Origin of the sequence: Wolbachia endosymbiont (group A) of Bombylius major, assembly GCF_947251895.1 — a bacterium.
GTDB classification, from domain to species: Bacteria; Pseudomonadota; Alphaproteobacteria; order Rickettsiales; family Anaplasmataceae; genus Wolbachia; species Wolbachia pipientis.
This window is the reverse complement of sequence record NZ_OX366395.1, coordinates 1,332,479-1,357,368: the sequence shown is the minus strand read 5'-3', so window position 1 is coordinate 1,357,368 and position 24,890 is coordinate 1,332,479. Positions and strand designations below refer to the sequence as shown.

24 protein-coding genes and 1 tRNA gene are annotated in these 24,890 nt (G+C 33.9%); 18 read left to right on the top strand and 7 right to left on the bottom strand.

All coding sequences use genetic code 11. From position 1 onward, the window contains the following. Window positions 1-29: 29 nt before the first annotated feature. From OPR49_RS06450 to OPR49_RS06440, 3 genes are read left to right on the top strand one after another with little or no spacing between them, the layout of a single operon-like run. Window positions 30-1,139: an outer membrane protein assembly factor BamB family protein gene (locus OPR49_RS06450; RefSeq protein WP_265027000.1), complete on the top strand. Its 1,110-nt coding sequence runs from the start codon at window positions 30-32 to the stop codon at window positions 1,137-1,139. Further along, window positions 1,132-2,511, top strand: a complete 1,380-nt coding sequence (gene lpdA / locus OPR49_RS06445) for a dihydrolipoyl dehydrogenase (protein WP_265026999.1) — start codon at window positions 1,132-1,134, stop codon at window positions 2,509-2,511. The genes OPR49_RS06450 and lpdA overlap by 8 nt, the downstream gene beginning before the upstream one ends. Window positions 2,512-2,513: 2 nt before the next feature. Then, window positions 2,514-3,443, top strand: a complete 930-nt coding sequence (locus OPR49_RS06440; RefSeq protein ID WP_265026998.1) for a tyrosine recombinase XerC — start codon at window positions 2,514-2,516, stop codon at window positions 3,441-3,443. Between the two features lie 2 nt (window positions 3,444-3,445). On the opposite strand, the gene OPR49_RS06435 is transcribed toward OPR49_RS06440, so the two are convergent. The 5 genes from OPR49_RS06435 to grxC form a co-directional block, all read right to left on the bottom strand. Continuing rightward, complete coding sequence (locus OPR49_RS06435; RefSeq protein ID WP_265026997.1) at window positions 3,446-4,897, bottom strand: ankyrin repeat domain-containing protein; 1,452 nt, start codon at window positions 4,895-4,897, stop codon at window positions 3,446-3,448. Window positions 4,898-4,982: 85 nt separating this feature from the next. After that, on the bottom strand, window positions 4,983-5,921 hold the full coding sequence (gene trxB / locus OPR49_RS06430; protein WP_265026996.1) for a thioredoxin-disulfide reductase: 939 nt from the start codon (window positions 5,919-5,921) through the stop codon (window positions 4,983-4,985). Continuing rightward, window positions 5,908-6,507, bottom strand: a complete 600-nt coding sequence (locus OPR49_RS06425) for a peroxiredoxin (RefSeq protein WP_012673206.1) — start codon at window positions 6,505-6,507, stop codon at window positions 5,908-5,910. Before OPR49_RS06425 ends, trxB begins: the two co-directional genes overlap by 14 nt. Window positions 6,508-7,366: 859 nt before the next feature. Continuing rightward, on the bottom strand, window positions 7,367-8,239 hold the full coding sequence (locus OPR49_RS06420) for a hypothetical protein (protein WP_265026995.1): 873 nt from the start codon (window positions 8,237-8,239) through the stop codon (window positions 7,367-7,369). Between the two features lie 115 nt (window positions 8,240-8,354). Further along, the gene (gene grxC / locus OPR49_RS06415; RefSeq protein ID WP_007550037.1) at window positions 8,355-8,693 is read right to left on the bottom strand and encodes a glutaredoxin 3; all 339 of its coding nucleotides are present in this window, start codon (window positions 8,691-8,693) and stop codon (window positions 8,355-8,357) included. A 68-nt stretch (window positions 8,694-8,761) separates the two neighbouring features. Here grxC and ribF point away from each other — a divergent pair, with 68 nt between their 5' ends. Genes ribF through OPR49_RS06395 form a run of 4 tightly spaced genes read left to right on the top strand, consistent with a single transcriptional unit; the run spans window position 8,762 to window position 12,843 of the window. Next, window positions 8,762-9,694, top strand: coding sequence for a riboflavin biosynthesis protein RibF (gene ribF, locus OPR49_RS06410; protein ID WP_010082493.1), 933 nt, complete (start codon window positions 8,762-8,764; stop codon window positions 9,692-9,694). Continuing rightward, complete coding sequence (lspA, locus tag OPR49_RS06405) at window positions 9,691-10,167, top strand: signal peptidase II (RefSeq protein WP_265026994.1); 477 nt, start codon at window positions 9,691-9,693, stop codon at window positions 10,165-10,167. Before ribF ends, lspA begins: the two co-directional genes overlap by 4 nt. A 29-nt stretch (window positions 10,168-10,196) precedes the next feature. Next, window positions 10,197-11,537, top strand: a complete 1,341-nt coding sequence (locus OPR49_RS06400; RefSeq protein ID WP_265026993.1) for a M16 family metallopeptidase — start codon at window positions 10,197-10,199, stop codon at window positions 11,535-11,537. After that, window positions 11,524-12,843 (top strand): M16 family metallopeptidase, encoded by a 1,320-nt coding sequence (locus tag OPR49_RS06395; RefSeq protein ID WP_265026992.1) that lies wholly within the window; start codon window positions 11,524-11,526, stop codon window positions 12,841-12,843. The genes OPR49_RS06400 and OPR49_RS06395 overlap by 14 nt, the downstream gene beginning before the upstream one ends. Here OPR49_RS06395 and purN read toward each other — a convergent pair. Further along, window positions 12,837-13,403 (bottom strand): phosphoribosylglycinamide formyltransferase, encoded by a 567-nt coding sequence (gene purN, locus OPR49_RS06390; protein WP_265026991.1) that lies wholly within the window; start codon window positions 13,401-13,403, stop codon window positions 12,837-12,839. The two genes, OPR49_RS06395 and purN, sit on opposite strands and share 7 nt — an antisense overlap. A gap of 304 nt (window positions 13,404-13,707) precedes the next feature. On the opposite strand from purN, the gene OPR49_RS06385 reads away from it, so the two are divergent. Next, window positions 13,708-14,124 carry a hypothetical protein gene (locus tag OPR49_RS06385; RefSeq protein ID WP_265026990.1) on the top strand — a complete coding sequence of 139 codons (417 nt, stop codon included), beginning with the start codon at window positions 13,708-13,710 and terminating at the stop codon, window positions 14,122-14,124. On the opposite strand, the gene OPR49_RS06380 is transcribed toward OPR49_RS06385, so the two are convergent. Further along, window positions 14,117-14,647 (bottom strand): Na+/H+ antiporter subunit E, encoded by a 531-nt coding sequence (locus tag OPR49_RS06380; RefSeq protein ID WP_010962821.1) that lies wholly within the window; start codon window positions 14,645-14,647, stop codon window positions 14,117-14,119. The genes OPR49_RS06385 and OPR49_RS06380 overlap by 8 nt on opposite strands. Before the next feature lie 68 nt (window positions 14,648-14,715). Here OPR49_RS06380 and OPR49_RS06375 point away from each other — a divergent pair, with 68 nt between their 5' ends. From OPR49_RS06375 to dapA, 10 genes are all read left to right on the top strand, one after another. Beyond that, window positions 14,716-16,194 (top strand): ankyrin repeat domain-containing protein, encoded by a 1,479-nt coding sequence (locus OPR49_RS06375; protein ID WP_265027546.1) that lies wholly within the window; start codon window positions 14,716-14,718, stop codon window positions 16,192-16,194. Between the two features lie 120 nt (window positions 16,195-16,314). Further along, window positions 16,315-16,764 (top strand): SsrA-binding protein SmpB, encoded by a 450-nt coding sequence (gene smpB / locus OPR49_RS06370; RefSeq protein WP_007548863.1) that lies wholly within the window; start codon window positions 16,315-16,317, stop codon window positions 16,762-16,764. 6 nt (window positions 16,765-16,770) lie between these two features. Next, window positions 16,771-17,562, top strand: coding sequence for a prolipoprotein diacylglyceryl transferase (lgt, locus tag OPR49_RS06365; protein WP_265026989.1), 792 nt, complete (start codon window positions 16,771-16,773; stop codon window positions 17,560-17,562). A 690-nt stretch (window positions 17,563-18,252) separates the two neighbouring features. Then, the gene (locus OPR49_RS06360) at window positions 18,253-19,998 is read left to right on the top strand and encodes a type I secretion system permease/ATPase (protein WP_264338961.1); all 1,746 of its coding nucleotides are present in this window, start codon (window positions 18,253-18,255) and stop codon (window positions 19,996-19,998) included. A gap of 362 nt (window positions 19,999-20,360) precedes the next feature. Next, on the top strand, window positions 20,361-21,800 hold the full coding sequence (locus OPR49_RS06355) for a hypothetical protein (protein WP_265026988.1): 1,440 nt from the start codon (window positions 20,361-20,363) through the stop codon (window positions 21,798-21,800). A gap of 4 nt (window positions 21,801-21,804) precedes the next feature. Next, a complete protein-coding gene (locus tag OPR49_RS06350; protein WP_065094800.1) occupies window positions 21,805-22,413 on the top strand; it encodes a hypothetical protein in 609 nt (202 codons plus the stop codon). A 4-nt stretch (window positions 22,414-22,417) separates the two neighbouring features. After that, the gene (locus OPR49_RS06345) at window positions 22,418-23,233 is read left to right on the top strand and encodes a hypothetical protein (RefSeq protein ID WP_065094808.1); all 816 of its coding nucleotides are present in this window, start codon (window positions 22,418-22,420) and stop codon (window positions 23,231-23,233) included. A gap of 13 nt (window positions 23,234-23,246) precedes the next feature. Next, window positions 23,247-23,320, top strand: a tRNA-Arg gene (locus OPR49_RS06340). Window positions 23,321-23,387: 67 nt separating this feature from the next. Then, on the top strand, window positions 23,388-23,870 hold the full coding sequence (gene ssb / locus OPR49_RS06335) for a single-stranded DNA-binding protein (RefSeq protein WP_265026987.1): 483 nt from the start codon (window positions 23,388-23,390) through the stop codon (window positions 23,868-23,870). 9 nt (window positions 23,871-23,879) lie between these two features. Beyond that, the gene (gene dapA / locus OPR49_RS06330) at window positions 23,880-24,851 is read left to right on the top strand and encodes a 4-hydroxy-tetrahydrodipicolinate synthase (RefSeq protein ID WP_265026986.1); all 972 of its coding nucleotides are present in this window, start codon (window positions 23,880-23,882) and stop codon (window positions 24,849-24,851) included. Window positions 24,852-24,890 lie beyond the last annotated feature (39 nt).

Sequence of the window (24,890 nt, the reverse complement as noted above, 5' to 3'; positions counted from 1 at the left end):
ATATTAATGAATCTTGTTTTCAATAAATAATGAAAGTAATAATTGTCATGATAATGTTATTGTGTAGCAGTTACATAATGGCAAGCGAGAGAATAAGTCTAGTGGATAAAAAACTATCTCAAGGATATGTAGCTCCAGTGCTTACAGAAAATAGCGTTATTTTATCAGACAAGCACGGCGCTTTATATTCCTTTGATATTGATAACTCAAAGGCTATGAATTGGAAATTACACCTCTCACATAGGAAAAAAATTGGTAACATGAGCCTATCACATTATGAAAAAAATGTTTTCTTTATAGTGGATAACACTTTACACGCAATAGACGCAAAAACTGGCAAGATTGAGTGGGAAAAAGAATTGAGAGCTCCAGTAAGAGGAAAAGCAGCAGTAATAAATAATAAATTGGTAGTATTGACTATTGATAATTATCTGTACGTGTTTGATATAAAAGATGGCAGCTCCGTTTGGACTTATCAAAACGGTATCAATGAGGTTCGAGGTTTGTATTCCATATCACCAGCAATTTCTAACGATAAAATAATAGCGCCATTTTCAAATGGTGAGTTAATAGCTTTTAATGAAGACGGTAAAAAATTGTGGAGCCAAAAATTGGCTACAAACCTTTTGGATACACAGCTCACAGATGTAACTACTACACCGAGAGTGCTTGGCGATACTTTAATAGCTACAAATAATTCTTATATTTATGGTATTGACGTAAAATCAGGAAATATTTTATGGTCAAAGTCACTGCAAGTAAAAAGTGTATCAGACATTGAGTCATATTATAGTCCTCTTATTCCTACAGAGAAACAAAAAGAAGGCAGCAGAATTTTTATAGTTACTAAAGACGATAAAATAATTGGCCTGGATATAAAAAATGGAGAAACAGTCTGGACATCTGATTTAATAGAAAATATGCAACTATTTGCTCCAATTATGCATGCCCATACACTGTGGGTGACAAGCAATAAAGGTTCAATGTTTGCTTTTCCGGGATCTGAAAGTGCAGGAAAGGTAGTCAAAGTACCTGGCAATGTGTTTCACACTCCAGTGTTTACTCGCAATAAGATATATGTAACAACTGAGGGAAAAGGTGTTTATTCTTTAGAAAATAGGTTTGTTCTTTATGATTGATTATGACTTGATTGTTATAGGTGGTGGCCCAGGAGGCTATAAGTGTGCTATCGCTGCTGCAAAACTTGGATTGAAAGTTGCCTGCATAGATAAAAATAGCATTTTTGGTGGTACGTGCCTGCGGGTTGGGTGCATACCCTCCAAAGCATTGCTCCATTCTTCCTATCAGTATGCTCACACGAAAAATGATCTGTCGAAGTTTGGCATAAAAATTAAGGATGCAAGTTTCGATTTAAAAGAAATGCTAGGCTATAAGGACGCCAGAGTTCAGGAACTTGGAAAAGGTATAGAATATCTGTTTAACCTTCACAAAATCACTAAAATCAATGGGCTTGGGAAAATTACTTCTTTTGACCAAGGTAATCTTGAAGTTTCAGTTGAAGGTAAGGTGCTGAAGACAAAAAATATAGTAATTGCAACCGGTTCTGATGTTATTTCTTTGCTAGGAATTAATATCGATGAGAAAGACATTATTTCTTCCACCGGTGCACTATCTTTAACTGAAGTACCAAAAAAACTTGTCGTAATCGGAGCTGGGGCAATAGGGCTTGAAATGTCTTCTGTATGGAGGAGGCTAGGGTCTGAAGTCACTGTAGTAGAATTTTTTGACAGAATCGCTGCAGCAATGGATGGAGAATTAAGTAAGTCTCTACTTTCTAGCCTACAAAAACAAGGAGTAAAATTTTTACTCAGCACTAAAGTTGAGGAGATAAAACAAAATAGTAATTCTTTGAGTGTGAAAGTTTGCTCTGTAAAAGATAATCAAACAAACACTATAGAGGTGGATAAGGTGCTGGTTGCAGTAGGACGCAAACCATGCACTGAGGGTCTTGAAAAAATAGAAAAAGATAATCGTGGTTTCGTTCAAGTTAACAACAGATATGAAACTAATGTGAAAGGAATATTTGCTATTGGTGATGTGATTGGTGGAGCAATGCTTGCTCATAAAGCAGAGGAAGAAGGAGTGGCAGTTGCAGAGATAATAGCAGGACAGTCACCTCACGTTGATTATGAAATTATACCATCTGTCATTTATACTCACCCTGCGGTTTCTTCGATCGGTAAAGCCGAAGAGGAACTCAAAAATGCTGGCTATAAGTACAAAGTTGGTAAATGTCAATTTGCTGCAAACGGCAGAGCAAAAATCACTGATGATGCTGAAGGATTCGTGAAAGTGCTGACTTGTAGCAGAGCAGATACAATACTAGGTGTGCATATCATAGGAGCATACGCTGATACGCTAATCAACGAAGCAGCGGTTGCAATGGCATATGGTGCAGCAGCAGAGGATATATACAGAATTTGTCACTCTCATCCTGATATAAATGAAGCCTTTCGAGATGCGTGCATCGATGCTTTCTTTAAAAAATAATTGTGGACCTCGGTTCAATCATTGAAAAATGGTATGAGTGGCTGAGGTGCAACAGATCTTATTCACCAAACACTTTAGAGTCATACATGAGGGACTTGAAGGATCTTATAAGTTTCCTAAATACTCACATTGGTGGAGAAGTAAATGTTGGCACTCTGAAAAATTTAAGCATACCTGAGTTAAGAAGTTGGCTTACCTCTCGTTACGCAAGAGGTGTAAACGCAAGATCCAACACTCGAGCACTCTCAGTAATCAGAAATTTCTTCAAGTACATAAAAAACAACCACAATATAGACAATGAAGCTGTATTTTCCTTATCAAGGCCAATTCAGAGAAGAACTTTGCCCAAAGCACTTTCAATATCTAATATAAAAACTTTATTGAAAGAAATGAAACTATCCGACCTGGGCGAACCTTGGGTGATAAAAAGAGAAATTGCAATTATCGTCCTGCTATATGGTACAGGCTTAAGAATCAGTGAAGCGTTGAACCTTGGGGTTAGTGATATTAACAATGAAAGTTTAATAGTAACAGGTAAGGGAGATAAACAAAGGCAGGTATTCATTCTTCCGGTAGTAAAAAAATGTATACAGGAATATGTAAAAGCCTGTCCTTATCTTGGCATTAATGATGAAGCACAATATCTTTTTTTGGGAGTAAGAGGAAAAAAATTGGGAAGAACTTATGTGGCTAATCGTTTGCAGAAAATAAGGAGAATATTAAATCTGCCAGAAATTTTATCTCCACATGCATTTCGTCATAGTTTTGCTACTCATTTGCTTCAGGAAGATATTGATATAAGATCAATACAACAACTGCTTGGTCATTCGAGTCTTGAGACCACTCAAGTTTACACTCACCTCAATTATCAAGATGTTTTTAACATGTACAAAAATTTTCAGCAGAGTTTGGAGAAGAAGCCAAAACCTTAACTTCATTCTAGACTGATAACATTACCAAGCTGAGTGCTTCTAACGTCGCTAAGTGCTGTTTTTGTTTTGTATAAACAGTAGCATCCAATTGTAAAGAAGGCAAATGCAGTTACAGCAAGTGGAATACATATTTCCAAATTAGGTGTTGTTAAACATGCACCAACAACCAATGCTACAGACAACACAAAAGAAGCGACAGCATAGCCGTTTTGCTTTCTACTTTGAGCAATTTTTTTAGTAAGTTGAGTAAGTTGACTACTTAGATCATTAACCCCTGCTTGCTGACTTAATTTCTTTTGTTTTAGCTCCTTTTTTTTCTCTGTAAGTTGAGCTTCTTTTCTTTCAAATTCATCTCTAAAGTTTTCGAGCTGCTGCAACTCTCGAGCAATGAATTCGTCGTTTATTTCTGGTTGAACATTATGTGTATTTGCTACAGGTTGCTCTGCACTTACAGGAAATTTTTCATTTAGATAATTTGTAATAGATTCGATTGGATTATTAACACCCCTCAATGCAGCAGTAACAATTGCATGACTCATGAAGCAATTATCTTCTACTAATTTTTTTACATCATCTAAATCTTTTTTATTAATAGTAGCGGTTAATCGCTCTGTAATAGCTTGTTTAATTATTTGCTTCACCCATGGATTTTTCTCCATATCTTGTATTGGCTTTATTTGACTAAAATCTAGGTCTTTATGTTTTAAAAGTTTAGTCAATACTTCTTCGTTATCTTGTGTTATTCCTTGTAAACATGATTTGATAATTAAGCTAAGTGGTGTTTCTATTTCTCCATTTTGGTTTCTTTTCCAGCAATTAGGGTTAGGCTTATCATTGTAATTCAATAACATTTGTGTTACCCACATGCTTGAAGAAGCTAAAAAAGAAAAAGACTCTAAAAATGCTTTTCCTCCTTCGGCTTCCATTATTTCCATTGTAAGATGCGAAAAGTTCCTTTTTTGTATTCGCCCTACTTTTTCAATATATTCTTTAGGAGTATGAAAGAAACGCTCTTTATGAAAATCACGAAGATATTCTTCAGAGAGTTGTTGGTATTCGGGTTTAATAAGTAAATAACTATTTTTAACATATATATCTAAGTTGGGATGTCTAAGTAACATCCGTATAAAATTCCTATTTTCCATGCGAAAGGCTAGATGTAGAGCTGTATTGTGTTCTTTAGTTTCTTGAGCATTAATATTTAAACTTTGATGTTGTAAAAGCAACATCATCATTTTTAAGCATATAGGGCTGTCATCACCATTCATGATAAGAGTCATTAATGGTGTATATCCCTTGTCAAACGCATTAACATCCGCATCTCCTTCCAAAGCTTGTTTAAAAGCTTCTAGGTTTTCATCATCAATAGCTTTAAATAACTTTTGTGTCGGTGCATCTCGAGTTCTCTGATATCTGTAACCATTAGTATTTGTCCTATTCTCTCCATAAAGCATATTAAACCTACCTAATAATTTACTAACATAATTATGTAAAAGAAAAGGAAAATTGCAAGCAATTTATCTAAAATCCTAGAATTAACTACGACTCTAAAAACTTTTCTGCATCAAGTGCAGCCATGCATCCTGTTCCTGCTGCAACTACTGCCTGACGATATACCTTATCTTGAACATCACCTGCAGCAAACACTCCTGCCCTACTAGTTAAAGTTGTTCCAGGTTTTGTAATGATGTAACCCTGCTCATCCATTTCAACAAAGCCTTTAAAAATACCCGTATTTGGTGCGTGTCCGATTGCAATAAACACTCCATCCACTTTTAATTCTTGAGCTTCCGTTGATTTAACTATAATACCAGTAACTTTTTTCGGATTTTCTTCTCCAAGAATCTGCTCTACGGTATGGTTCCACATTACTTTTATTTTATCATTTTTAGAGAGCCTATCTTGCATTACTTTTTCCGCTCTTAATTTATCACGCCTGTGTATTAATATCACTTCTTTGGCAAATCGAGTTAAAAATATCGCCTCTTCAACAGCGGTATTTCCACCACCAATCACAGCTACAACTTTATTCCTAAAAAATGCGCCATCGCAAGTTGCACAAGCTGAAACTCCGTAACCTTGAAATTTCTTTTCACTCTCCAAACCAAGCCATTTTGCTTGCGCACCAGATGCAATTATAATTGCATCTGAATAGTAGTCATTGATATTACCAGAAGATCTAAACCTATACTCATTAGAATCCTCAAGTTGTTCAACGCTTTTTATCTCATCATCTATTATTTTTGCTCCAACCTTTTCTGCATGCAACCTCATTTGCTCCATTAGTTCTGGACCCTGTATTGAAACAAAACCAGGATAGTTTTCAACATCTGTAGTAATTGTAAGCTGACCACCAGGCTGCATTCCCGTTACTACAACTGGCTCTAAGTTTGCACGTGCTGCATATATAGCAGCAGCATAACCCGCTGCCCCGGATCCAATAATAAGAACTTTTGTACTAAATCTATAATTCTTCACTGTATGAGTTTAGATAATCAGCTACTCCTTCATCGCTTGCCTGCATTGCTGGCTTACCTTTCTTCCACCCTGCTGGACATACTTCACCATGCTCCTCATTATGTTTAATTGCATCAACGATTCTAACGAATTCATCGATATTACGCCCTAAAGGCAAATCATTTATCGATTGATGACGTACAATAAATTTATCATCAATAACGAAAGTTGCTCTCAGCGCAATTGAGTCATCATATAAGACCCCATAGTCTCTTGATATAGACTTTTTGATATCAGACACTAAAGTGTAGCTAATCTCTCCAATACCACCATCATTAACTGGAGTGTTTCGCCATTTATAATGTGAAAATTTTGAATCTACACTTATTCCTATCACTTCAACACCACGCTTTGCAAACTCATTTATTCTATTATTGAGGGATATCAATTCAGTTGGGCAAACAAAAGTAAAATCAAGTGGATAGAAAAAAAGGACAGCATACTTATTTTTTATGCGCTTACTCAGACAGAAATCATCAACAATTTCTCCGTCAGAGAGAACAGATGAAGCAGTAAAATCGATAGCAGATTTTGTTACAAGATTCATAATTAACCTATTCTTTTAAAATAACTTCAATTTTACATCTTGATAAACTTATATGCAAGTTTTCTTTGGTTTTAGTCCTATAAAAACTTCCTAAAATAGCTCTTCTTTTTTACCGATAAGATACAATCCAGGTTGGAATACTGAGTTGGTGAGTATAAAATTCTACGTCATGCCACCGCGAACCGTCATACCGCCACGAACCGTCATACCGCGATTCATTCGCGGTATCTCTAGATCCCGCTAACAAGTAGCGGGATGACGGTTGTTGTTTAGCTATAAATGTTAAAAAATTTACCAAACAAAAAAAAGGCAAAAGAAGCCCTAGTCATTGTCTATTTTCAGTATTGGCGTTTTTTAAGTCTTAAACGCTGCAATTTAGCTGCTTTTAAATGCAACTAACCTTAGCTATAAATGTTTAAGAAATTTACTAGGCAGAAAAAAAAGGCAAAGAAAACCCGTGGTAGCTAGTTATTACACTCTCTATTTTAAAATTTGACGTTGGGTGATGTCTTGAACGCTTTGTAAGCGCGTTTCAGCTTATATAGGTAAAAACCTAGAAATTTGATAAAGACATAAGGTACACATAGTGCAAAAAATTAAAAATAAGACGCCAAATACAAGTTTTCTTGTCGTTTTAATCTGCACAGATTGCGAAGTTAAATGAAATAGCTTTAGTTTCATGATAAGGGGGCTGGCGGAGTTTGTCAAGGAAGTTTTTCGTTTCTATAGCTACTTGAATAACGGCTACAATGTTCATACAGCTATGTACATAGCGCTGGAACCCAAAAAAAGAACCAAGTAGCCTTGGCTACTTGGATGACAAAAGGTAATACAAGAAATCTATTGGCTCTCGTATATCTTAGTGAAACTTAACAAGTTTATCTATAGTTTTAGTGATGATTCTTGGAGTATCCGGAGAAACTGCTGAGCTCAGCCTATTTAACCGCTCTATAGCGAACTCGCTATTCTCATTTGCTATGAAATCACATAAAATATTTTCTATATCCTTAGTAACACTTTCATGCTTTCTCAGAGGATGATTATGTGGATACCTACTGATGGTTTTGATACTGGAATACTCAACAAAAGCTTGATCCTTAAAAGCAAGTTGTCTCAATTTCTCTTTGAATTTTCCTTCTTCCTCTTTTGCTAAAAGGCGAGACTTTATCAGTGATTTTATAATCAAATTTATAGCTTGATGTATTTCAGAATGCACTATAACTTTAATGGTATTTTCTTCTACTATACAATCATAAATATTTTTTTCGCTCTGTAACGACTCTATTAATTTCTTGCTACTTTGTGAATTCAATTCCAAATTCTCTTCACTCATAGGAGTTATTATGAAGGTGTTCTTACTCACTCTGATGTTAAATTGTGGAAAGCCTTCAGAAAAGGAAAATGCTACATCCTTAAATTCAAGTGCGTGATTGTATGCAGCAAAAAGGGTGTGTGCTATAACACTGCTGGGCACCTTCATTCCATGTTTACTCAGGTGGTTCAATACATTTTCAACCTCATGATATGTAAAGTCTGTATCTTTTAGCAATTCAACAACTTCTATGCCGTTGTGTTGTTTATACTCTATTCTCACTTCTTCTGTAAAAAGTGTTTTAGCTGCTATATGTTTATCAAGCACTGTGAAAATCTTGATGAAATTCTCTAAATCTTGTTTGTTAACTAATTCGATACTAATTAAGTTTCTGCTAATAATTGAAATATTTTTTGTCATTTTTTCCCACTAAAAAAACTCACTGAATGAATTGTATTTTTAATTCATTAAGAATTGTTTAAAGTGAGCATACTAGTTTTCATTTACGTATTACACGACAAAACAAGATAAAAAGTTACATAAAATCATCATGTGGTATAACACACTCTCCACATTCATCATTGCTGTTTGTGTAGGTTGTGACATCAGTGTGATTGTCATTATTATTTAGCATATCATCCAACTTTCCTTCTTTTTCAAGATCCATCAATTTGTCACACCCCCCAATGTGCTTATCGTTGATAAAAATCTGTGGAACTGTTCTAACGTTATACTTTGATTTTATGTCGTTAAATAGATCTGAGTTTTTGAGCACATCAATTTCTTCATACTTCACACCTTTTTTATCTAGTAAATCCTTTGCCCTTATGCAGTATGGACAGCCCTTCTTTACATATATCACAACATTTTTCACAATTTATCTCCGTAGCTTACTAAAATATAGTTATTATATATAAGAAACATGTAAAAACATCAAATTGTATGAAAATTATTTATAATTGTGAGCAAGGGATAGAAAATAATATAGCACTAACCTTCGGAAATTTCGATGGCATTCATTTAGGACACGAGTTTGCAATTTCTACTCTAAAGAAGGTAGCACAAGAAAGAGGATTACCCTCTGCAGTTTTAACTTTTGAGCCTCACCCATCAACTGTTTTATTTGGTAGAAACAATTTTAGGTTAATAGACCAAGAACAAAAAAAGGAACTAATCAGCAGCTATGGTATAGATTACTTATATATTATTAATTTTAATAGAGGTTTTTCTGAGGTTAGCTGCGATGACTTTATCAGTGAGATTTTAATAGATAAATATGGCGCTAAACACATAATTGTCGGAGAAAATTGCACTTTTGGTCATAAACGATTGGGTAATATATTAACTCTAGAGAAATATTCTGAAATATATGGATACTCTTTGACTAAATTAGAGCCATTAACAATTGACGGCAAAATTTGCTCTTCTTCTTCAATAAGGGAGTATGTACAAAGGGGCGAAATAGAAATTGCTAATAAATTGCTCGGCAGGCCTTATCAAGTTTCTGGTGTTGTGACAAAAGGTGCATGTAGAGGTAGAGAAATAGGATTTCCAACCATAAATATTCCTATAGAAGATTGCATGATAAAACCTAAGTTTGGCACATATTACGCTAGAGTGACTTTTCCTGATAGTAATCCAAATTGGTTATATGGAGTAGTCAATATTGGTATGAGACCTACATTTAAGGATCTGAAAAAGCCTATAATAGAAATGCACATATTCGATTTTGATGAAGACGTATATAGTCATAAAGTCAATATACAACTTTTAAAATTCATAAGGTCAGAAAAAAAATTCCATAGTATTGAGGAGTTAACAAAACAGATAAATTATGATATACTTAAAGTTTATAGGTTAAAGGCAAATTTATGAAAAAGTTATGCTTAGTTGTTATATTAATTATAGTATTGATTGACCAAACGAGCAAATTGTACATAAACTCATTGATTGATGAAGGAGAATCAATTGAGATCGCTAGTTTTATAAAACTAGTTGAAGTTTGGAATTCAGGTATTAGTTTTGGAATGTGTAGCGCTTTACCACATGGCGGTTTCTTTTTTTCAGCATTTTCAATACTAATAATTGGTATACTTGCATATTTGATATACAAGTCTGACGATCACTCAACTTACCTTGGTTTTTCTCTGATGATTGGTGGAGCAATCGGAAACGTAGTTGATAGGATCTATTGGGGAGCTGTATATGATTTCATATATTTTCATATTGATGATTGGTATTGGCCAGCCTTTAATTTAGCAGATTTATCTATAGTTTGTGGAATGTTTACATTGTTATATAAGTGGTATATATACGATATGCTTATTTCTAAACAAAATGAGGAATAAAATAATTGTTTTTATATTAGGTCGAAATAATGCTTCATAAGTTTTTTAGTTTTCTTATACTACCTGTACTTTTTTTTACTTACCCAATTTCTTCGAATGCTTTAAACATAGAGCACAACATAAAATATACTAAACTCAGTAACGGACTAGATGTTTATGTTGTTCCTAATCATCGGATTCCAGCCGTTTTACATGCAGTAATATACAAAGTTGGGGGAATGGATGATCCAATCGGCAAAGCAGGATTAGCTCACTACTTTGAACATTTAATGTTTGAAACTACAGGGAAGTTCACAGATATAGAAGCCACTATGAGTAGCATTGGGGCTAAATTTAACGCGTTTACCACTAAAGAATATACCTGTTATTTTGAGTTGGTCCCCAAAAAAGATTTACCACTTGCAATGGAAGTTGAAGCAGATAGAATGGGCAGCTTTAATGTTACTCAAGACAAAATAGATAGAGAAAAAAACATTGTATTAGAAGAAAGAAAGATGAGATTTGATAATCATCCTCACGCTTTGTTATGGGAAGAAATGGATAGTGCATTTTACCGTACTGGCTATGGCAGGTCTGTTATCGGCTGGGAGAGCGATATCAAAACTTACAATCAGGATGACATAACGAGGTTTCATGATAACTATTATCACCCTGGTAATGCAATATTGCTGATTGTGGGTGATGTGGAGTTTGATGAAGTAGTGAAATTAGCAGAAGAAAAATATGGCGAAATTAAAGCTAAGCCTGTAATGAGACATTACCCAAATCAGGATCCAGTGCATAATGCAGGTTTATCGGTGATTTTAGAGAGCACTGAAGTAAAAGAACCAGTTTTATATTTTCGTTATCGTGTTCCTTTATTTGAGCATATAAATGAAGCTTCTGCTGCTCATTTAGCGGTTGACATTTTAGGTGGCGGCAAATCCAGCAAACTGTATAAAGATTTGGTTTTAGATAAAGATGTGGCAGTATCAGTATCTGCTTATTACAATAGTTTAACTTTTAGTGATGGCTACATTGATATTCAGGTCATTCCAAAAAGCGGGGTTAATTTAGGCACTGTTGAAAGAGAATTAGAAAATGCTATTAATAACTTCATGTCTAAAGGAATAACGGATGAAGAGTTGCAAAGCTCGAAATATAGATACAAAGCAGCACAGTTTGATAATCTATCTGACTTAACTCATATAGCAATTTTTTATGTGCCGCACCTAGCACTTGGCATTCCACTTGATGAAATAGATATTTCATATAGCAAGATTAATGATGTCAATCTAGAGGATGTAAATAATAAAATCCGTGCTATTTTTTCTGCTAATAAGTTAATTGGTCGTTTATTACCAAAAGGAGATGATAATGAGAATAAGTAAATTTGTACTTCTATTTTTTTTCTGCCTAAGCTTTAATTTACAAGCAAGTGGTAACCTAAATATAGAGGAGGTCACCACCCGTAAAGGATTTAAGTTTTTATTTGTAGAAAATCATGATTTGCCAAAAGTTTCACTAAATATATCATTCAAGGATGCAGGTTATGTGTATGAGAATGAGGAAAAACAGGGACTTACCTGGTTTACTTCTCTTATAATTCAAGAAGGGGCAGGAAAAAATGATGCCAAAGATTTTGCGAAAAAGCTTGAAGATAAAGGGATTAGTTTAAATTTTATTGCTGATTTAGAAGCATTTAGGGTTTCATTAAATACTTTGTCTGACAATCTAGAGGAAGCAATTTCATTACTGAGCGATACTATAATGCGTCCTAAAGTTGACCCTGAAGGGTTGAATAGAGTTTTCGAGAAAGCCAAAGTTGATTTTAATAATCTTGAAAAAAATCCTGGCTTTGTTGCTGTAGAAGAATTGAATACGTTGTTGTTTAAAAAACACCCTTACTCAAAAAGTATGTACGGTACTCTTGACACTAGAGTGAGCATTACTAGAGACGATCTTTTAACATACATAAAGCGTAATTTTGCTAAAGATAACATAGTTATCAGTGTTGCTGGTTGTGCAAAAAAAGAAGAAATTATTACGCTATTAGATAAATATTTATCTAAATTGCCGTCAAAAAGATCAAAAGTGAGAAAAATACCTGTGAAAAATGATTTTGGTTCTGCAGAAAGTAAGAATATTTTTATGGATATACCACAGAGTGTGATATTTTTTGCTCAAAAAGGTATAGCTTATGAAGATCCAGACTACTATAATGCTCAAGTCTTGATTAATGCGCTTGGTGGTATGGGGCTGAATTCAGTGCTGATGAAAGAACTAAGGCAAAATCTTGGAATTACTTATGGTATTAGTGCCTCTATGGCCAGTTATACGCATGGAAATATTATAGCTGGGGGTTTAAGTACTGATAGTTCTACTGCTGGCAAAGCTATATCAGCGGTAAAAGATACATTTAGCAGAATAAAAAAGGAGGGAATTGACGAACAATTGTTCAAGGATGCAAAAATTGGCTTGGTAAATAATCTTGTCCTTTTCCTGTCCAATAACATAAATACAGCAATGCTGCTCGATAATATGCAAATAAATGATCGTGATGTTAACCGTATAAATAATTATGCGAATGTCATTAATGACGTTAAATTAGAGGAAGTAAACGAACTGGCAAATTCTTTACTGGAACCAGAAAATTTATTTTTTGTTGAAGTTGGAAAAAACGCTCAAGGTCAATAATTAATACTTTCTGCTATTGACCTTACTGCTTCTACATAACACTTATGCTCCTCAGCTAGAATGCGTTCTGAGAGGCTTTGAATATCATCAGCTGGTAACACTGGCACAGCAGCTTGAGCAATTATGGCTCCAGCATCAACTTCAGGAGTGACATAATGTACAGTACAACCTGTAATTTTTACACCTGCTTTTAAAGCTTGCTCTTGAGCGTTTAGGCCTTTAAAAGATGGAAGTAAAGAGGGATGAATATTTATTACCTTGTTATGCCATTTACTCAGAAAATCAGCTTTGAGAATTCTCATAAACCCTGCAAGGCAAATTAAATCAACCTTATGTTGAACAAGTATTTCGTGAATTTTACCAGCATCAAGCGGTTTATCTTTAACAATAAACGCTGAGATTCCTGCTTGCTCTGCTATTTTCAGACCAGCAGCTTCGCTATTATTTGTGATAACACATGCAACTTCTGCGGGAAAATTCTGATCTTGACATGCTTCTATCAAGGCCTGCATATTCGATCCCCTACCTGAAATTAGTATTCCGAGTTTTATCTTTTTCATTATAGCACAGTTAGTTTAGAATTTAGTTAATACTAACAAAACAGCTCAAAAGGAAAACTTATTTTATAGCAAAGAAGGCAGACTAAACTCTTTATATAAGTGGACCTCTAATTTTGAACCTCACTGGACAACACAAAATAACGAATAGCCCCATGTACCCAGCTTAAACTAGCTTTAATGCTTAGATATTGTGCTGTTTTTGTATAATATACTACTATAAGTATATATTTTTGTAATCGCGTTATTATTTATTTAACAAAGTATTAGTATAATTTATTACACTGGATTAAATGGAGAAAGTTCAATGAGTAAATTACCGAACAATGCAAAAATAGGTAAATCTCAGGTTACTCAGTGGGAGGTAATAAAAAATTGTGAATATGCTGATAATTGCTTGTCAAAAATAGTAACTTTGTACGTTATTAGAATAACTCAGCTATCAGATTTTTATACGAGTGACGAACCTGAAATTAACACTGTTTTAGCAAGAATAAGCATGACAAGTGAAAATGTATTTTTAAACAAGGCTACTACTATTGAAGTTATGGAAGGTATTTTTCCGTATAAATTCAACAGCAAGAAGAGAAATAACATATTAAGGTTAGAAGATTTGTATAATTATTTATGTTCTATTGTTAACAATAGCCTTCCAAAAGAAATGCTTGAAAGTCTTGTAAGGGAATATAAGGATGCTGTTAACTTATTTAAAGCAATTACTTAACTGAACGTAGTATTTTTAAGATTTTATTTTCTATTTCAGAAATGCCGCTTTCAAGATCTTTATCTATCAAATACATGGTAGAGAAATATGTTTTCTGCTTACTTTCAACATTGATAGTTAAAGTTCCGGGAGTGATTGTGACTGAATTGGCAAATAACGCAATGCTTTCATCATTATGCCCTTTGCATTTTCTTAGGATAATGATTGGCTCAAGCTTAGATTTGAGTTGTAGCACCTTTTTTGTTACATAAACACTTGATAAAATGATTTGGTACATTAACCATGGTATATAACTTACTAACTTATAAAATGACAGTCTACTCGTACTATTTAAAATCTGGCTAAGAGCTCTTTCAGCGTTTATCAACCTTCTAAAGATAAACGATGTGAATATAGAGGAAAACACTCCACAAAAAATAAAAAACGGCTCAAAATAACCAGACAATACAGTCCATAGAACAAATAAAATTATAAATGACAGAGAAAAAAACTTGATTTCCTTCCTAAAGTTGAGGTTTTTCATAGTCTGTAATATAACTTAAATGACTCTTTAAGGAAAGATAATAACGAATATTTAGGTTCTTGACTTCTATGTTAAAAGATATAACAACTAAGTTATGTATTTTAAGTGAGGAAGTTATGGAATATGACAAATTTATGGAAATATTAAAAAAAATAAATAACCCTTCAGATTTGAGCAAGGACAATATAGTTGAAAAAATAAAAGCTAAGTTACAAGAAGAAGATCCAGATTTATGTCAAGAGTGGGAAAAGAGTAAACCTGACAACGATAGTAGATCTGGCATAAATTACATATTTACTATATCTTGTGGTCAAAATTCTAAGGAAGTCAAATTGTTACATCTTGCTTCTTATTGGAACTGTGCAAATGTAGCAAAAGCTCTGATTGAAAACGGGGCAGATATTAATGCAGAACATGATAATAAAATTACTCCTTTACATATTGCTGCTCACTATGGCCACGAAGATGTAGTAACCATTCTAACTGGAAAAGGAGCAATTGTTGATGCAAAAAATAGTGATGGGTGGACTCCTTTACATTTTGCTGTTGAAAAGAACCACGAAAATGTAGTAAACACTCTAATTGGAAAAGGAGCAAATGTTAATGCAGAAAATGATAAAGGATGGGCTTCTTTACATCTTGCTATTACAAATGGCCACAAAGAGATAGTACAAGTTCTATCAAAAGCAGAAGGAATCAACGTTGATGCAAAAAGTAGTGATGGGTGGACTCCTTTACATCTTGCTGCTGAAAAGAACCACAAAAAAGATGTAGTAAACACTCTAATTGGAAAAGGAGCAAATGTTAATGCAGAAGATAATTATGGATGTACTCCTTTACATTTTGCTGCTGAAGGGAACCACATAGAGGTAGTAAAAATTCTAGTTGAGAAAGCAGATGTTAATATAAAGGATGCTGATAGATGGACTCCTTTGCATGTTGCTGCTGAAAATGGCCACGAAGATGTAGTAAAAACTCTAATCGCAAAAGGAGCGAAGGTTAAGGCAAAAAATGGTGATAGACGTACTCCTTTACATCTTGCTGCTAAAAATGACCACGAAGGTATAGTAAAAGTTCTGCTAGAAGCTGGAGCAGACCCTTCATTAAAAGATGTTGATGGAAAAACGCCAAGAGACCTCACTAAAGATCAAGGTATAATTCAGCTTTTAGAGGAAGCGGAAAAAAAGCAAACGTTAAAAAATGAGAATAAAAAAACGCCAAAGGATCTTACTGAAAATAAAGATGCAATGCAGCTTCCAGAGAAAAAGGAAGAAAAACAGGTTGGAAAAAATGCAATTATGAAAGAAAAAGAACAGTCTGCAAAAAATGCAATTGTAAAAGGTGTTATTGTGTGTTTTGTAACTGCAGTGATAGTTGGTGTTGCACTTGCATTTGCTACTGCCCTATCTGTACCAGCAATAATTGGACTAGCTGCAGGATCTGCGCTCATAGTTGGTGCTGGTCAATATATAATGTCAAAGCCTAAAACTGAAATGAAAGAAGTAAAGGAACTTGTGCCTAGAGAGACAGAAAAAGCACTTACTTGATTTTTGTTATCCTGTTGCTATCAGACTAGCCTGGCACCTTATATTTATTGGGATAACTGTTTTATTATGAATTAAGTCAAAAACTCTGTAATATATTGAAGCTTAAAGATATCTTTAGATATGGAAGTTATTGCAGAAAATAGGAAAGCAAGGTTTGAATATTTCATCTTAGAAGAATTTGAAGCGGGTATGGTCTTATTAAGCAGTGAAGTTAAATCGCTAAGAGAAAGAAAAGTAAATATTTCCGACGCCTACGTTGTTGAAAAGAATAGCGAAGTATGGCTGCACAATATGCATATTGCAGAATATAAAGCTGCGAACCGAAAAAATCATAAACCAAAAAGGGAACGTAAATTACTCTTGCATAAAAAGGAGATAAATAAACTAATTGGTCAAATCAAGACTGCTGGGATAACTGTTGTGCCGCTTTCGGTCTATTTTAACGATAAAGGATTTGCAAAAACTAAAATTGCCATTGTAAAAGGAAAAAAACTCTACGATAAGAGAGCAACCATAAAACAGAGAGAGTGGGATCGTGAAAAAAGTAGATTGTCTAAGAATAATTTATAGCAAAATATGTCTTTAAATCCAGTAATTTTCAGCATCGGTCCTGTTTCTATATATTGGTATTCCTTAGCCTACGTTTTGGGTATAGTGTTTGCATATTGGTATTTACATAAGCTAGATGACCAAAAAATATTTACTAAGAATTTTTACGATTCGTTATTAACAGCCACTATTGTAGGTATTATCCTTGGAGGCAGACTTGGCTACGTATTGATATATGATCCAGTTCTTTATATAAGCAACCCTATCGAGATATTGAAGACCTGGGAAGGAGGGATGTCATTTCATGGTGGTGCTATAGGAGTTTTGCTTGCAGTAATAATTTCATGTAAAAGACATAACATTCCTATATTTTATGCACTGGACCTAGTTTCTTGCGGAGTTCCCATAGGTTTATTTTTAGGTCGCATAGGCAATTTTATAAACGGAGAGTTATTTGGCAGAGTAACAAATGTGCCGTGGGGTATGGTATTTCCAGAGAGTGGTGATAATTTGCTGCGTCATCCAAGCCAGCTTTATGAGGCACTTTTTGAAGGACTGCTACTTTTTGCAGTTGCAAATTCACTGTTTTTCTTAACTAGAATAAGACTGTATCACGGTGCGTTAACTGGTATTGCAGTTATGTGGTATGGAATAGCACGTTTTTTCGTTGAGTTTTTTCGCGAACCAGACTATCAAATTGGCTATTTGTGGCTTGATTTAACTATGGGGCAGTTGCTTTCTATACCTATGGTTTTGCTAGGAATGCTTGTATATCTAGGCGCATTAAATTTAAAATTTAATACGAAATCTGTCACATAGAGAAAAGGTGAGTTCAATAGAAAAATGTAGCCAGAAGCCCCACATTATGCACAATTGTACGAATTTTCTGCGTTGCAGTAGAATGAATCGGTGGGCTTTGTTGCATCGCTAGCTATGATGGATTAAAGATAAAAAAGGTGGAGAATATCAGTAGCTTATTATTCTGGTATTTACAACAAGAACGGTCAGTGAATACCTAAATTTGAGTAAAAGAAATTTCACTACCACTCACTAATCCGGCTAAAATTCAAGAATTTCAATGCTTTAGCTATTTTCAATAGAATTAAATTTATTAATATAAATAACAAATTACTATTCTTAAATTTGATCAGATTGATTGCAAAAAAACAAGATTTTCAATAAGTTGCTTATAATCCTAATTATAGTTAGCCTTTCATAAGTAGCGATGCAACAAAGCCATCCCAGTGTCAGCTACTTTCATGACACCATTTGCTGTGCAGTTTACCTTCAAAAATGAATGTTCGTACAGCTATAGAATGAATCGCGGTATGACGTAGCTTCGCTATAGGCAACGAAGGAAATATCAACTATACTTCTTTTTACCATTGTTTATATTTCCTATTCACATATATTAATATTTTACTCACTTAAAGTAAGCTAACTACCGTTATTAATATTTTTGTAATAAAAATTGTATATGGTGCATGTAATCAAATTAAGAGGAAGATTGTGGAAATTACGCCATCAATAAAAAAAGAATTGAAGCAAAGTACTCTATATATTTGCCTAGAAAAATGCAAAAGTGCATTTTGGTTTATCTTTTGGTTTAGTGCGGGAATCAATTTATTAATGTTATTCCTACCACTTTATACCTCTCAAGTGCTTGATCGGGTGATATCGAGCGAAAGTGTATCAACACTAACTATGCTGACAATTATCACTTTATCTGCATTTGCATGTTCTGCAATGCTTGAAACTTGTCGATATTTAGCCATGGCGAAAATAGGTGATTGGATTGATAAAACTGCAACACCAGACCTGATAGTAAGGTCAATTAGATTAACATCAGTGCAGAGCTCAACTTCAAGTGGTGAAGCAATACGAGATCTCGGAGTGATAAAAAATTTCATTACAGGAAATGGCATATTCTCACTGTTTGATACTCCATGGTCGTTAATTTACCTTGTTGTGATTTTCATGATACATACCTCCACGGGGTTTATAGCTATTACTGGAATCATCATATTAGTCTCTATGGCAATATGGAATGAACTTGCCACTAAACGAATATTACAAGAAACCAACGAAGAAACTATACGGAATATCAATGCTATAGATGTTGCAACAAGAAATGCAGAAGTGGTTGAAGCTATGGGCATGTCAGAATTCATAGTCTCTGATTGGTGTAAACGAAATGATCAGAACCGAGCAATGCAAATTAAAGCACAAAATCGCTCTAATGTAATTACTGGAATCACTAAATTTTTGCGCTCAACTCTGCAAATATCAGTGATTGGAACAGGTGCATTACTTGCAATCACAGCTCATAAGACTGCCGGTAGCATCATCGCTGCTTCAATTTTAATGGGTAGAGTATTAGCACCATTTGATGCTGCGGTTCATACTTGGAAGTTTTTAAATCAGGCTAGAATGTCATATGGAAGGCTACAAAGACTTATATTAACATCGCCAAAAAGAGAGCAAACGATGGCTCTACCAGAACCTGAAGGAAAATTGGAATTTGATAGAGTATTTTTTACTCCTTATGGAAGCAATAAGCCGACAGTAAAAGGAATATCATTTGTAATAGAACCAGGGGACGTAGTTGGTGTGATTGGTGCAAGTGCTTCTGGTAAATCCACTATCGCAAAATTAACTGTTGGTGTATGGAAGCCAATATCTGGTGTAGTCAGACTAGATGGCGCTGATGTATATACTTGGAATCGAGAAAATTTTGGTAATTATGTTGGCTACTTACCTCAGGATATTGAGTTATTTAACACTAGTGTCAAGGCTAATATTGCTCGCATGAGGCCAGATCCAAATCCTGAAGAAATAATCAAAGCAGCAAAAATTGCAGGGATACATGAACTAATACTAAGTTTACCAAATGGATATGATACAACAATAGGAGGTCCTGGAGGGGTAACGCTCTCTGGCGGCCAAAAACAGCTTCTTGGACTTGCCAGAGCTTTTTACGGTCACACAAAACTTTTAGTACTTGATGAACCAAACGCTAACTTAGATAGCAATGGAGAGGCATGCTTAATTAATGCAATTGGCATTGCAAGAAAACAAAATACTACTACTGTTATCATCACTCACAAGCTACCGTTATTGTCCGTAGTTGATAAGGTGATCCTCATGTCAGATGGTGTCATTTACGCTATGGGACCAAAAGATGAGATTTTGAGCAAATTAGTTGCTCCATCATCAAGTACCACAGAAGATGAGCGCTCTTCAGCAAATGGTTAGTTTACTTACAATAAATTCTGTATCTGAAATAACAACTGTTCCAGAAAAATATATATTTCTTTACCATTAGAAATAATATTACAAGAATAGTAAATAGATTAATAACTCTTATTAATTAAAGTCAATCGGCAGATATAGCTAAAGTGGCTTAAGTTTACCTACAATTTGAAAAACAACAAATTCGTCTTAATGAATTTTCTTAATTTGTTATCTAAATAACTTAATATTAGTGGTAATTTTATAAAAAAAATTATAATATAAATAATGTTGCTGCGAAAATTTATAACAATATTTCCCTCTAACGTTTAATGAATTTCAATAAATTGCCTTTTTAATTCTAGATAAGTATATGCTTTGTTAATATGTTTAGTTCAAAATCCAAAAGTAAGTTTATGCTTTCTATTGGAGAAGAAGGCATAATGTTACTATATTTTAAAAATAATACTTTAAATAAAAGGTATTTTGTTAAGGGCAAAAACGATAAAGCAGTTTCCGATTTAATTTCATGTCTTTCGTCAGATAAAAAAGCACCTTTATACCTGGTGCTTAATCATGCAGATCAAAATTACTCGCTACAGTTTATTACAAGGGCAAACAAGATTAGTGCCTATCTATCAGCAAAAACAAAGATGGAGCATTTTTCTCGTAATAATGACATAAGTTCAGTTTTTTTGGTTGAGAAGCCAAACAAATTCAATCAAAACTGGTGCTATCTTCTTGTTTCATCAAAAGCAAAGCATTTAGTAGAATATTGGTTGAATGTGTTTATTGAGATAGGCTCCAACTTTAAGGGAATATTAATATTTCCTATAGAAATAAGTAATATAACAAAAAAGATTCTACATAAAGATCCTAATAATTGGAAAATTATAGTTGCTGCAACTAAAACGGGAGGCTATAGACAAGTGGTTCTTAAAGAGAATAAAATGGTATTTACGCGTTTAACATCATTTACTAATGATAATTTACCAGGAATTATCGCTGGTGGAATATATCAGGAAGTGCAAGATACTATTCGATCCTTAACTAAGTTTGGGTTTGAAAAAAATAACCCTATCGACCTTTGTATCATAGTGTCAGAAGATATCAAAGCTAGTTTATCAGTCATAAATTTTTCAGAGAACAGTGTGAACATATTAACTCCATATGAGTTAGGCAAACTATTAGGAGCAGAACTAGCTATAAGTGAAAAAGATAACTTTTGCGATACCATAATTTTGTTTCATAGCTTTAAGAATAAATTAGCAGCTATTTTTAATACAAAGGAAACTAAAGAATTTTATCTATTCAATTACCTTTATTTAAACTCTCCTCGAATTTTTCTATACTTCGCCCTGGTTTTAGTTATAACAAACACCCTTTGTTTGCTAAATTTGTATTCAAATTTCAATGTCGCTGATAATTTATCAGCAAAGCAGAACACCTTAAATAACCAATTAACAAAACTTAGCCAAAGCTATAATGTAAAAAAAATAGATGAAATTTATGATTTTATTAATATCAATAATATTTTATCAAAAATAGAATACTCTCCTCTTACACAAGTTAAGTATGTAGAAAAGTTAAAAATACCAGGTATAGAGCTTCGATCATTTGAATGGAATTATAATGAGGCAAAAAGTTATATTACCACAACTTTAAAGTTTAATTTTCAATCCGGTAAAAATATTTCTCATCAATACGAGAAACTACGAAAAAATTTAAACGATAATTTTCGTACCTATGACATTAATATTTCTAGCTTACCTGCTGCTAAAGAGCAAAATCTATCTATTGATGTTGAAATAGGAGAGGCAATGTAGATTAATGACTATCTCTCAATTAAAAAGAAAAGCTACAATTCAGTTTATATCGTATTTGTTATTATCTGTTGGATTAATAGGGTTATTAACATATGTTGTTATCTATAACGAAAAGATTTATAATAAAAACCAAATTGCGATTGATAAAATACGTTCTATTAATTTACAGATTACTGGAATTCAAAAAAAGGAAGTTGTTCTAAATAAAAACCTAGATTTATGGAAAAAAATTTCTTCTTCAAATTTACACAGTAGCAGATACATTGCAAATTTAAATTTCGAGCTTAGCAAGTTATATAAAAAGTACTATATATTAGAACCTGAAATATCAATTTCTATACCCGAAGAAGTTGAGCTCCACAACAAAAGTGAACGCACAAAAGTAATAAAAAGTGAAGTGGTCCTAAATTTAAGCTCAATCAGCGATAAGCATATTTTTTTATTTCTACAGTCTATTCCAAATCTGCCCGGTTATGTTATGATCAAATCTCTTATTTTAAATAAGCAGAGAAATATTGATGCTGCAACTATGAATCAGATTTTGAATGGTAATATGATAGAGATAGTGAGAGCTAATATAGTCTTTGATTGGTATACTATATTAAGTAGATAAGGTGATGAACATAAAGCTGTTTTTTATTTTTACGCTACTCATTTCCAATGTTAATGCATATTGCAGTTGTGAAGATATCATAGAAAGCATAGAAATTTGTAAGGAGTATTCTTGCCGACAATATATTGGCAATGAAGATTTTATTGAGCATAAAATATTAGGATTAAATAGTGGAAATTTATGCGTATATATAGAAAAACAAGGTAATGATGAAATGGTTTGTCATCATTCTCAGTATGGAATGATGATAGAAAAAAGATATTTTGAAAGTATTCTTAAAGTTGGCAATCAAGAAATCGACGATTTTATTGATATAGCAAATTTGCGTGCAAAAGAGTGTTTCTTTATCAACAATCAAAAACTAAGCTATACAGATCGGGACGATATAATAAGAGAAGCAGTGGAAAGTGACTTTGACGTTTTGTCACAATATAGTAACGTAAAAAGCATTTTTTTTGATGAAGAGCCAGTTAATAGAATGGTCAATGAAATGGAAAAGTTCAATTTACGATCTTCAAGAGCTGTAAAAGAGGAGGTATCAGATAATTTCAACTGTAAGGTAGTGAGTTTAGACTCAATTTTATATCTTTCTCCCGATACATGGAAAATATGGGTAAATGGAAAACTGTTTATAAATACTAAGGATTTAAAAGTGCACTCAGTCACTGAAAATTATGTAACTTTTGTATGGACCGTAGATCAAAAAGCAATAAAAAAGCATGCGAATGATTCTCAAAATGTATATTTTGGATATGGGAGTATTATGTTTACGCTTTATCCAAAACAAAAATTTGACTTGGATGGCTTATCTATTAAATAACTTAAATATATATGCGCTTGTAGCTCAGTTGGATAGAGCGTTGCCCTCCGGAGGCAAAGGCCGTGGGTTCGAATCCCTCCAAGCGCACTTTTAATTAAATTTGACAATAGTACTTTCATATAAGATAATAAAGGGATTTATTTAGAACATAATTATGTCTGGTGGTACCATAAACAAAGTCATACTAGTTGGTAATTTAGGAAAAGATCCTGAAATTAGGACTACACAAAATGGAAAAGAAATGGCAAGTTTTTCAATAGCCACATCTGAAAGTTGGACTGACAAATTTTCCGGTATGCGCTCTGAAAAGACAGAGTGGCATAATATCGTAATTTTTAGTGAAGGATTAGTAAAAATCGTCAAAGATTTTGCACGTAAAGGCAGTAAAGTTTATGTTGAAGGTTCTTTGAGAACTAGAAAATGGACTGACCAAAACGGTAGTGAAAGATACACAACAGAGGTGGTTCTATATAATTTTAATAGCGCTCTTACTCTCTTGGATTCACGAAATAGTGCGCCAAATCCTGATTACAAGCCAAGTGAATACAAACAAGGTGAAACAGAACAAAAAGATAAACACGAAAGTTTTGACAACGATATAAAAGATGAACTACTCGACGATGAAATACCATTTTAACAATTTAAATTGAAATCTACATTTTTATGGACTGCTTGTGTTACTCCTTTTAATTGCAATGGGGATAGCATAGATTATAGCAGTTTGCAGCGTTTACTGACAATGCAAGTTAAAGCTGAAAATGGCGTAGTGTTGCTAGGTAGCACAGGTGAGAGCCTATCGCTTACTGATTCTGAAAAGCGTACATTAGTTGAATTCGTATGTAAGCTAAAATTAAATACGAAAATTATAATTGGCGTACCAGGAGTGAATCTATATCAGACTCTTGAATGGCTTGATTTTTGCAAGGGTATGCCTATCCATGGCTATCTAATGACAACTCCCATTTATGCAAAGCCCGGAATTATGGGGCAGACTTTATGGTTTGAAAAGCTACTTGAAAAAGCACATGTGCCGGCTATGTTTTACAATATTCCATCGAGAGCAGGAGTGAGTCTTCACGCTGAAACTGTACGCAACTTATCCAGTCACGAAAAATTTTGGGCTATCAAAGATTCAAGTGGCACTGTTGATACTTTAACTCAGTATAAGAAAGTTGCACCAAATATTGAGGTCTTTTGCGGAAATGATAATATGATATCTGATATGGCCGCTTATGGTGCGGCTGGCCTGGTTTCCGTTGCTGCCAATGTTTGGCCACGCATAGCGCATGAATACGTTAAGCAATGTCTGAACGACGAACTCTCTTCACTGTCATTCCAGCGCGTGACGCTGGAATCCAGAAGGAAACCTGTTCAAATGACAGGAAATGACATGAAAAGTTCAACAGATATCTGGCAACAGGCTTGCGAAGCGTTATTTACTGCCAGCAACCCAATACCTACTAAAGCACTTTTGCATGATATTGGTCTTATAGAACATCAAACTGTCCGCCTACCGCTCAGCACAGAAGACTTGCCGTCTGTTGATGAGATAAAAAAAGCAACCGAAATAATTCTAAATTTGGAGAAAGTTAATCATTGTTGTCATCCTATGGCTTGACCCACAACTGTACGAACACTGCAATATGGTACGATATCA

Excerpts from the sequence above, each read along its gene's own strand:
- lpdA (WP_265026999.1), top strand. The coding sequence starts at position 1,132 with ATGATTGATTATGACTTGATTGTTATAGGTGGTGGCCCAGGAGGCTAT.
- lspA (WP_265026994.1), top strand. The coding sequence starts at position 9,691 with ATGAAAAAGTTATGCTTAGTTGTTATATTAATTATAGTATTGATTGAC.
- ssb (WP_265026987.1), top strand. The coding sequence starts at position 23,388 with ATGTCTGGTGGTACCATAAACAAAGTCATACTAGTTGGTAATTTAGGA.
- OPR49_RS06385 (WP_265026990.1), top strand. The coding sequence starts at position 13,708 with ATGAGTAAATTACCGAACAATGCAAAAATAGGTAAATCTCAGGTTACT.
- OPR49_RS06420 (WP_265026995.1), bottom strand. The coding sequence starts at position 8,239 with ATGACAAAAAATATTTCAATTATTAGCAGAAACTTAATTAGTATCGAA.
- OPR49_RS06435 (WP_265026997.1), bottom strand. The coding sequence starts at position 4,897 with ATGCTTTATGGAGAGAATAGGACAAATACTAATGGTTACAGATATCAG.
- OPR49_RS06380 (WP_010962821.1), bottom strand. The coding sequence starts at position 14,647 with ATGAAAAACCTCAACTTTAGGAAGGAAATCAAGTTTTTTTCTCTGTCA.
- smpB (WP_007548863.1), top strand. The coding sequence starts at position 16,315 with ATGGAAGTTATTGCAGAAAATAGGAAAGCAAGGTTTGAATATTTCATC.
- OPR49_RS06400 (WP_265026993.1), top strand. The coding sequence starts at position 10,197 with ATGCTTCATAAGTTTTTTAGTTTTCTTATACTACCTGTACTTTTTTTT.
- lgt (WP_265026989.1), top strand. The coding sequence starts at position 16,771 with ATGTCTTTAAATCCAGTAATTTTCAGCATCGGTCCTGTTTCTATATAT.
- purN (WP_265026991.1), bottom strand. The coding sequence starts at position 13,403 with ATGAAAAAGATAAAACTCGGAATACTAATTTCAGGTAGGGGATCGAAT.
- OPR49_RS06345 (WP_065094808.1), top strand. The coding sequence starts at position 22,418 with ATGAACATAAAGCTGTTTTTTATTTTTACGCTACTCATTTCCAATGTT.
- OPR49_RS06350 (WP_065094800.1), top strand. The coding sequence starts at position 21,805 with ATGACTATCTCTCAATTAAAAAGAAAAGCTACAATTCAGTTTATATCG.
- OPR49_RS06375 (WP_265027546.1), top strand. The coding sequence starts at position 14,716 with ATGTTAAAAGATATAACAACTAAGTTATGTATTTTAAGTGAGGAAGTT.
- OPR49_RS06395 (WP_265026992.1), top strand. The coding sequence starts at position 11,524 with ATGAGAATAAGTAAATTTGTACTTCTATTTTTTTTCTGCCTAAGCTTT.
- OPR49_RS06450 (WP_265027000.1), top strand. The coding sequence starts at position 30 with ATGAAAGTAATAATTGTCATGATAATGTTATTGTGTAGCAGTTACATA.
- OPR49_RS06425 (WP_012673206.1), bottom strand. The coding sequence starts at position 6,507 with ATGAATCTTGTAACAAAATCTGCTATCGATTTTACTGCTTCATCTGTT.
- OPR49_RS06355 (WP_265026988.1), top strand. The coding sequence starts at position 20,361 with ATGTTTAGTTCAAAATCCAAAAGTAAGTTTATGCTTTCTATTGGAGAA.
- ribF (WP_010082493.1), top strand. The coding sequence starts at position 8,762 with ATGAAAATTATTTATAATTGTGAGCAAGGGATAGAAAATAATATAGCA.